An 8,340-nucleotide genomic window follows, 5' to 3' on the forward strand; every position below is an offset into this window, starting at 1 on the left:
TGCGTGCAGCGATGTCCTACGCGGCATCAAACAGACTGCGAAGAGAAGCGTGACCCGGATGAGCGACAACGATCCTAAGCAACAAGAAAAACGAGCTTGACCCAAATGCCCAATTAGAGAAGCAGACATTGCCCTCTGGGAAACCTTAGGCAGATTTGTCCGCGATCTGTGAGTTCGGACAGCGCCAGATTTTGCGGTCGCGGCGAATGACCGATAAGCGGACCGCGACCGCAGCATCGTGAAGGTACATCGAGTGACCGGTTTGGGCCGTCCTCATCTGAGCTGGCGTGCCTGTCAGCAAGATGCTGCGGTTGCTCCGATGGAAGCTCTGAGCCCTGAGTGACGCCTGCTGCAGAACGAACAAATATCCGCTCTGCAGTTCCTGTGAAGAATTGGCGACCTGTTAGAAAGTCGTCTGTTCGATGCCAAGAGCAAACGGCGCACCGTCTGGATCACACAGGATGGGGTTATGGGCTTGAACAGTTCCCTTCACATCCACAGGAGCCGGACGCGCCCCTTTGGCTTCAGCAGCACGGCAGGCATCGGAGACTGAAGCAACCTTGATGCACGGGACCCAAGCTGCATTTGAACCGGTTGGCCAGGTCGCGGCATGTTGGCGTGCAACAAGATCGCCCCCAGGCCCGAGGAGTGCGAGACAAACCGTGTCCTGCTCGGAAGAGACCTGCCATCCGAAAAGCTCTGCATAGAACGCCAGCGGGAAGTCAGTCCCGTTGTCGACGTACACGTCAGGGCCGAACTGCCGACGCGGAACAGGGAAGCTGTGCCGGCACAGCGAAATCCCGACCAGAGCACCGAGCGGATCGCGGACAAGTGCATTGCGACCGACACCCGGCACCTCGAATGGCTCCCGAACGATCTTGCCTCCTAGCGTGGCGACGCGCTTGACCGCCGCTTCCACGTCGGGAACCTCGATGTAAGCGATCCAGCCATTTTCCTGCTCGGCAGGCGTCTCGGCCAACCCCGCACCCGCTTCGTCCCCGGAAAGGGCGAGGACAAAATCCTTCTCGCCGCCACCCCAGGCAAAATCCGTCGCCCGCTCGACTTCATAGGTCCAGTTGGCGACGTGCTGGTAGAAGGCCATCGAGCACGCCCTGTCCGATGTGAAAAGGTCGTGCCATACGATTTGCCCCGCTTTCGACTGCGTCATCGTCTTACCTCCTGACATCTTTGGTTTTCTTGACGCCGCGCACCATTTTTCCGAACGCCTTGTCGCGCGACCTGCGTTCCGCAAGGCTCGCCGAGTTGAACGCGTCCTCCGCCATGAGCTTGCGCCATCTGCCAAGCCGATGGTCATCGAGAATACCCTCATCAACAGCCTCCAGAACAACGCATCCCGGCTCGGTTTCGTGCCGACAATCGTTGAATCGACAGCGCGAGGCCAACTCCTGAATATCAGTAAAAAGGTCATTGATCCCTTCCGCCGCATCGGTGAGCTGCAATTCCCGCATGCCCGGCGTGTCCAGGATCAGACAGCCATTGGGCATCGCATGAAGCTCACGCCGCGTCGTCGTATGCCGCCCCTTCGCGTCGTCCTCGCGAATGGTCTGGGTCTCGATGGATTGGCTGTCGAGCAACGCATTGGCCAGCGTTGATTTCCCAACACCGGACGAGCCGAGGAACGCCACCGTCTTGCCGGGCTTGCACCAGGTCGCAAGGTCCGTCTTCGGGGCAGAACCGCGCGCGTCAAGTGCGACGACGTCGATCATGTCCGACACCGCGCGGGCCGCGTCGATGTAGTCTTGAGGATCCACCACGAGGTCGGTTTTCGTGAGGACGATGACGGGCGTGATCCGTGCCTCGAACGCCAGCGCGGCATAGCGTTCCAGCCGCGCCACCTTGAAGTCCTGATTGCAGGAGGTGACGATAAAGGCTGTATCAATGTTCGCTGCGATCAGTTGTTCCTGCCGGTCCGTGCCGGGCGCGCGCCGCTTGATGACGCTTGTACGCTCAAGAAGGCGACTGGATCGCGGGTGCGAAGCATCCAGCATCAGCCAGTCCCCGACGGTCACATCCGTTCTGGGAGGAAGTACAGTATCAATGTTGTCTCCAAGGGCGTGCAGCCCACTGCGATGCACTTCCACAACGCGAACGGGAGGTGTCGCGGTCAAATCGTCCACACTGATCTGTTGCGCGAAAAAAGGGTGCCATCCCAAGGCCTGAAGAGGGCTGAGATTGGCGTGTAAACCGGCGTCGCGCGCGCGACGCGGAAGGAAGTCCGGGTAATCCCTTGTCATAGGGTGTTCACCTTCATGTCTCTGGCCCAAATCATGTTTGGGCACTGATGGTAGGAAACGAGTGAGCACATCAGGATTGTCCGTCAGCTACAAAGCGACGGCAATATTTCAGGTGTTGCATGTGCTCCGGGAGGCGCGCTGCCTCCCTTCCTTACCAGGACATGAAATCTCCATTACAGATGATGTGCAGATAGTGGGAAAAAATTCGCAACACAACCGTTGATGGCTGATTTGGAACTCTTCTTCACGTATCTGTAGCGGTCGTTCAAAGGGAAAAGGAGTATGTCAGATCCGTCCGCAGAGCGTGAGTTTGATCTTGCCCTGATGTTGCTTATGCGGCGAATGACCGCAAAGCGGGCTGCGACTGCAGCATCAAGAACGCCTGCTGGGTGTCCGCTTGGGGCCGTCCCTGGCGGATCGGTACCGCAGAACCCGGGATACGCTACGACCGGTCTAACGGCGACGACGAGCCCAACTTGACCGATGCTGCAGCGTGAACGAATGACCTTTTGGGATGTTTCAATTGGATCTAGGCCCACCATCTCCTCCGTTCCAAAGCGCAAAGCGACCTTGTTGGAACGGATCACCTTTCGCACGGCGACGTGTTGCAAGCGCGCACTTTGTGGGAACGGCAACAACCGCTGCAGAGGATTATCGACCCGCTATTCCACCCGCGCCGTCCAAGTTGCTCGGACGACTTCCTCGACTTCATTGAGAAGCTCTTCCGTATCGCCATCGCTTGCCTGCACGGCGACCTCCACTCCGCGCAGGCTCATCTCGAAAAGTATCCGGAGCGACGTTCGAACTTTCGGCCATCGGTGGACACCGACGAGGCCCTCAGCTTGGCGAAGCAGCAGACTAAGGCTGCGCAATTCGTCTTCCTCACCTAGTTCGCGTAGCGCTGGATGTCTGGCTCGGTCGAGCCAGACCGCTCGAAAGACCGGTTCATCCCGCAAGAGCCGGTAGTGGTCGTGTAGCAGGGCCACGCAGATTTCCAGCATTTCGGGCAGTGTCGACGGGGGCGGGGTGAGCCTGCCCTCCATTAGGCGGCCAGTCTCCGTTAAGGCCATGCGACAGAGTTCGGCGACAATGGCGTCTTGGTCCCGGAAATACTGGTAAATTGACGCCATTGAGACACCGGCGTCCGTGGCGATTGCCTTCATAGTGGTGGCTGAGATGCCGTCTCGTGCGATCAGACGGTGAGCGGCTGCAAGGATTTCGTCGACTCGCTTTTGTGAGCGCGACTGCTGGGGAGTTCGCACGTTCGTTTTCGCCATTCGACCACTCCGAAAAACCTGACACTACATCACATAAGACTTGACGAAGGTCCATCATCATGAAACCTGATAGTCTGTCAGATTGTTCGGGGGCGGAAAATGTACAAGGCAGGCGATGACAAGCAGGGCGCGACCGGCGGGACACCTCCGGAACTGGCCACCGCGCTTCCGCATACGAGTTTTTTTCCGATCCGCGGAGAGACCTATGCTGTGACCGATATGGGCGGTCATGGGCCTGTTGTGCTGCTTATGCATGGCTGGCCGGACGAGCGCACTATCTGGCGCCACCAGCTGCGTGCTCTCAGAGCGTCGGGCTACCGTGCGATAGCGGTTGATTGGATCGGCCATGGCGAAAGCTCCATCCCGAAGGACCGTAGCCGCTACCGGATCCCTGAGGTCAGCGCCGACGTCGCGGGCTTAATGGACGCGCTCGGCATTGAGCAGGCACACCTTGTCGCCCATGACTACGGAGCGACAGTCTGCTGGGAATTTGCGGCCCAATACGGCCATCGCCTTCTGAGCTACTGTGCTTTGTCCGTTGGGCCTTCGATCGAGATCCTGCGCGACATCTTGCGCGGCAATCTGATCCGCTACCACTGGCTCTTTCTGCATGGAATGGATGGCCTCAGCCGCTGGGTCTATTTTCGGAATGGCGGACGGCGCTTCGAGCTCCGCTTCGCCTCGCATCAAGACCGTAGTCGCATTCGCGCACGGCTCGCTCCTGGGCAGGACCGGACGTTTTGGACAATCTGGGAGAAAGCCAATCCCGCCCATGACGTCGTGTGGCGATGGCTGCGAGAGGGGCGCCGTCAGAAGGTGCCGGTCAGAACGATGGGTATATACAGCACCGGGGACGAGTGGATGACCCGTGGCCAGATGCGTCGGGGCGAACGCCATGTCACCGCGGTGTGGCGCTATGAGGAAATCGACGGCGGGCACTGGGTTCAGCTCGAAAAACCTGACGAAGTGAACGCATTGCTTTTGAACTGGCTCTCGAAAGATTAGGGCCGCTGAAAGAGCTATCCAAACGGTGCGTCTATCTTGGGGCGGAGCTTCCGATAAATAGCCTAAAAATAAACGGCCATTCGTTTGCAATGCAGCGAAGACCGGGATTGCCCCACACTGTAGACCGTCGACTCCATCATGCGACCTGCAAGCCCGATCGAGATTGTTATATGACGCCTTCGAGCCCAATTTGGGTCATGCTGCCGCTTATCTGAGTTTAGGCTCCCGGCCAATGGAAGTTTCGCCGACACTGCATTCTCCGGACTCCGAGCCGCACCATTTGGCGCGCCTCGGTCGTTTATGATGCCTCACGGCTTAGCTGACGCTCCCCAGCTTCAGTGAGATAACGCCGCCAACGATCAGGATAACTCCAAGGACACGGAACAGCGTGACTGCGTCTCCAAAGAACATGACCCCGACAATAAACGTGCCGGCTGCACCGATACCTCCCCAGACCGCATAGGCGGTACCAATTGAGATCGTCTGCTGCGAGTACCAAAGCAAAAAGCCGGAAATGAATATACAAACCACGGCAAGCCCAACGCCGAATACGGCTTGACCTGGGTTTTGTGAGAGCTTCAATCCCACCGGCCAGCCAATCTCGAAGAGACCCGCCGTCAAAAGAGCGATCCATGCAATTGTAACGCTGGACAGTCCAAGTGCTGTCATTTCATATACTCCAAAGTAGCGCAGCACCAATGCGCCGTTTTTTCCATCCGTCTGGACGGAATGATAGGAGGGCGCCTTGGGACGTCAACAGACCATCGATGAAAATTCTGTTCTGGACAAAGCAGAGGAACTCGTCCGCCAAAGCGGCGTCGGCGCCCTTACGCTGGCCAATGTCGCCAAATCGGCTGGGATCAGCAAAGGTGGTCTTCAATACCGCTTTGAGACGAAGCGGGAATTGGTGCGCGCGATGCTGACCCGAGCCTTCGATCGTCTTGATGCAGCGGTCGAAGAAGACTTCAGGGCGCTTGGGGGAGAGGCCAAACACACGCTAAAGGCCTATGTCACGGGAATGTTGAAAAACGGCGGTATGTACGAACGACCAGACGCAGCGATCTTTGCGGCGGCATTTTCCGAACCGGACCTTCTGGCAGAATTTGCGCCAAGGTATTCGCAGATGTTGTCGCGCATCATGTCAAGCATCGAAACTGACACAGACGCGGCTTTGATTCTCCTTGCAACAGATGGACTATGGTTGCTTGAGGTCTTGGGCCTGAAGCCTCTACAAAAATCCAGACGGGACAGATTGATCGCACGAATGGTAGATGTTTCCGATGCATTGGTAACGCGATAACTGCATCAGAAAACGAAAAGAAGGCATTGATGCCGTCGTATCGAAATGGCGCTTTGTCTAAGGTTTGCTGCTGCTGTCAGCATGAACTGCTGCGGCAATAAACCTGACAGTGGGTAAAGTGCGGGCGGATTTCGGTGCTATGGGGATGGTCGCTTAAGGCTTGCGCAATCGGTGCACAGGGCTGCGTGGCCAGAGGGGCGGGCCGCAAAGTTCGGGTCGGAGCTTTAGATGGCAGAGTCGGGTTCAGCGTCGGATCATGCGGCGTTCTCCCATGGTGTGGCGGGGGATTTTGAGATTTGGTCGCGCAAGAAAGTTTCGATGATGCGCATCGCGTTATCGCATTCGAGGCATGTCTGGAACAGGTCTTGCTCCTGCTCACCTTCACCAGCCACCTGCTCTGGTTCAGGTGCCCGATGAATTAGGTGCATGGTCTTCTTGATCCTGTCTCGCCGGATGCGGCGGATGCGGAGGAAGCCGGGCGGTAGGACATGGATCAGGAATCTGCGTACTTATCGAGAAGCCGTCGCACGCGCTTTGCGCAGTATTTTCTGCCATCCCAGTTTTGCGACGGCTATCACCGTGGATGGGTTCCGCGAAAGACGTGCAATTTCTTTTCGCGCGTCGTGCTCTACGTCCGGCGAGGCTTTCGCCATATGTCCCATGTCATAGGGTGGTTGTGGGTCATATTCGATCATAAGCTGGATTTTCTGCGCCGTATTGTCGCCTGCGACTGTGCCAATCACAGCAAGTGCCAAGTCCATGCCTGCCGTCACGCCGGCCGCCGTCCAGATTTTTCCCGCATTTACGACGCGTTCTTCGGGACGCACGTCAGCTCCGAATACCTTAAGGGCGTCCATTGCGGCCCAATGCGTCGTGGCCGGAAGGCCGCGCAGCAATCCGGCAGCGCCAAGAACGATCGCGCCTGAACAAACAGACGTGATATAGCTTGCGTGACACTCTACGCCCCTAAGCCATTCGGTCAGCCTTTTGTCTGCTGCTGCGACGGCTGTTTTGGCTTCCGAGCCGGGGATCATCACGAAATCCGGTCTTGGTGTTTCCGCATATGTATGTGTCGCACCGACGACAAGCACCCCACGGTCTGTCGCGACGGGACCGACCTCATGCGATACAAACCGTATTTCGGCATTCGGCAGATACTTTAGAAACTCGTAGGGTCCTAGCACGTCGAGCGCGGTGAAACCTCGATAAAGAACGATCGCAATCTGCATATTGATCCCAAAATAGAACAGTCGTATTATTTAACGGAACACCCCAACAACGTGCAAGGAAAAGCGGATGGACACAGGCATGACGCATGATCAGGGCGTTTGAGACTTCAAAACAGGCACATCAAAGACACAGCGACAAAGCCGCGCGCACCCGCGACCGTATTCTGACATTGGCAGCTCAGGCGGCGAGCGTGAACGGGATCGGCACACTGACGATCGGGGGGCTGGCGTCCGCAACTGGTATGTCAAAGAGTGGTCTCTATGTGCATTTCGGCTCGAAGGAGGCGCTTCAGATTGCTCTTGTCGACACGATAGAAAAGCAATTTCGCAAAGAAGTGGTTGGTCCCGTTTTTGCCATGCCATCGGGGAAAGACCAGCTCTTAGAAATGATGCGGTTATGGATCGCATGGTCACAAAGCCCGGACCGACCGGGTGGCTGCCAGTTGATTGCTGCGACGTTTGAATTGGATGGTTTGGATGGGTCTGTCAGGGACAGACTGGCCAAGAGTATCGACGCATGGCGAGGGGCTATCAGAGTTCTTTGGAACAATGGGAAGCCGAAGGGCGAGCTGCGCGGCCTGGACGCCGAGCAGGCTGCCTCACTGGCCTATGGGCTTTATGCTGCCCAGCATATCGAACGTTTTCTGTTGCATGACCAAACCGCGCCAGAGCGCGCTATGAAGCTCTGGAAAGCTGCGGCCTGCCGTTGAAAGATGGTTTTGGATCTTGAAAACAGTCATCGGAGCAACCGCATTGATAGCTCACTCTTCCCGCGATGTGTGAGTTTGACGAAGCGCGAAGTTCGCACTTGCAGCGAATGACTGCAAAGCGGGCTGCGACTGCAGCATTGTCAAGCTGCGGTCAACGGCAGCAAAGGGCCGTAGGTCATGACGCGGTTTGCGCATATTCGCAAAATTGGCCAATGCCACGATTTCATGGCCACCTGCACGAAAGATCGTTTCGCGCTTTGGCGGAGACGCCATAAAGCGACTATGGATGCAGCCTAGAGCCTGGCCCCTGGCTTGCTGCTAACGTGCTAAGCCAATTGATTTTGGGAAAGCACTAAGTTTAACGGGATGTGGAGTTTCCTGGAGACCAGTTTCATGAACTAAACCTCACGTACAGAGTCCGCTTGGGAGACATCGAGGTGTCCTTCCCCCCTAGAACTGGGCCATTACATTTGCCGCGAGAGGGGATTGGGCATGGCGAGGAAGCGACATTCAGACGAAGACGTGCTGAAGCTGCTGCGTGAGATTGAGCTGAAGCTGACGGCT

At 57.1% G+C, this 8,340-nt stretch carries 8 protein-coding genes; 3 read left to right on the forward strand and 5 right to left on the reverse strand.

Annotated features, from left to right (window positions below; all coding sequences use genetic code 11):
* Positions 1-403: 403 nt before the first annotated feature.
* From AADZ90_RS22285 to AADZ90_RS22295, 3 genes are all read right to left on the reverse strand, one after another.
* Positions 404-1,168: a VOC family protein gene (locus tag AADZ90_RS22285; protein WP_367312800.1), complete on the reverse strand. Its 765-nt coding sequence runs from the start codon at positions 1,166-1,168 to the stop codon at positions 404-406.
* A 4-nt stretch (positions 1,169-1,172) separates the two neighbouring features.
* Positions 1,173-2,255: a ribosome small subunit-dependent GTPase A gene (gene rsgA / locus AADZ90_RS22290; protein ID WP_367312801.1), complete on the reverse strand. Its 1,083-nt coding sequence runs from the start codon at positions 2,253-2,255 to the stop codon at positions 1,173-1,175.
* A gap of 662 nt (positions 2,256-2,917) precedes the next feature.
* On the reverse strand, positions 2,918-3,532 hold the full coding sequence (locus AADZ90_RS22295; RefSeq protein WP_367312802.1) for a TetR/AcrR family transcriptional regulator: 615 nt from the start codon (positions 3,530-3,532) through the stop codon (positions 2,918-2,920).
* 99 nt (positions 3,533-3,631) lie between these two features.
* Between AADZ90_RS22295 and AADZ90_RS22300 the strand changes: the two genes are divergently transcribed.
* A complete protein-coding gene (locus AADZ90_RS22300) occupies positions 3,632-4,537 on the forward strand; it encodes an alpha/beta fold hydrolase (RefSeq protein ID WP_367312803.1) in 906 nt (301 codons plus the stop codon).
* A gap of 315 nt (positions 4,538-4,852) precedes the next feature.
* On the opposite strand, the gene AADZ90_RS22305 is transcribed toward AADZ90_RS22300, so the two are convergent.
* Complete coding sequence (locus tag AADZ90_RS22305) at positions 4,853-5,206, reverse strand: DMT family transporter (protein ID WP_411997178.1); 354 nt, start codon at positions 5,204-5,206, stop codon at positions 4,853-4,855.
* A gap of 76 nt (positions 5,207-5,282) precedes the next feature.
* Between AADZ90_RS22305 and AADZ90_RS22310 the strand changes: the two genes are divergently transcribed.
* The gene (locus AADZ90_RS22310; protein ID WP_367312805.1) at positions 5,283-5,837 is read left to right on the forward strand and encodes a TetR/AcrR family transcriptional regulator; all 555 of its coding nucleotides are present in this window, start codon (positions 5,283-5,285) and stop codon (positions 5,835-5,837) included.
* A gap of 509 nt (positions 5,838-6,346) precedes the next feature.
* On the opposite strand, the gene AADZ90_RS22315 is transcribed toward AADZ90_RS22310, so the two are convergent.
* The gene (locus tag AADZ90_RS22315) at positions 6,347-7,066 is read right to left on the reverse strand and encodes a DJ-1/PfpI family protein (protein WP_367312806.1); all 720 of its coding nucleotides are present in this window, start codon (positions 7,064-7,066) and stop codon (positions 6,347-6,349) included.
* Between the two features lie 86 nt (positions 7,067-7,152).
* Between AADZ90_RS22315 and AADZ90_RS22320 the strand changes: the two genes are divergently transcribed.
* Entirely contained in the window at positions 7,153-7,776 is a 624-nt protein-coding gene (locus tag AADZ90_RS22320) for a TetR/AcrR family transcriptional regulator (protein ID WP_367312807.1), read from the forward strand.
* Positions 7,777-8,340: the final 564 nt, after the last annotated feature.

This window comes from Aestuariibius violaceus (genome assembly GCF_040779325.2).
GTDB lineage: Bacteria > Pseudomonadota > Alphaproteobacteria > Rhodobacterales > Rhodobacteraceae > Aestuariibius > Aestuariibius violaceus.

What these genes read in the sequence shown, in the direction of transcription:
- AADZ90_RS22305 (WP_411997178.1), bottom strand. Translation starts at nt 5,206, where the DNA reads ATGACAGCACTTGGACTGTCCAGCGTTACAATTGCATGGATCGCTCTT.
- AADZ90_RS22300 (WP_367312803.1), top strand. Translation starts at nt 3,632, where the DNA reads ATGTACAAGGCAGGCGATGACAAGCAGGGCGCGACCGGCGGGACACCT.
- AADZ90_RS22285 (WP_367312800.1), bottom strand. Translation starts at nt 1,168, where the DNA reads ATGACGCAGTCGAAAGCGGGGCAAATCGTATGGCACGACCTTTTCACA.
- AADZ90_RS22315 (WP_367312806.1), bottom strand. Translation starts at nt 7,066, where the DNA reads ATGCAGATTGCGATCGTTCTTTATCGAGGTTTCACCGCGCTCGACGTG.
- rsgA (WP_367312801.1), bottom strand. Translation starts at nt 2,255, where the DNA reads ATGACAAGGGATTACCCGGACTTCCTTCCGCGTCGCGCGCGCGACGCC.
- AADZ90_RS22295 (WP_367312802.1), bottom strand. Translation starts at nt 3,532, where the DNA reads ATGGCGAAAACGAACGTGCGAACTCCCCAGCAGTCGCGCTCACAAAAG.
- AADZ90_RS22320 (WP_367312807.1), top strand. Translation starts at nt 7,153, where the DNA reads ATGATCAGGGCGTTTGAGACTTCAAAACAGGCACATCAAAGACACAGC.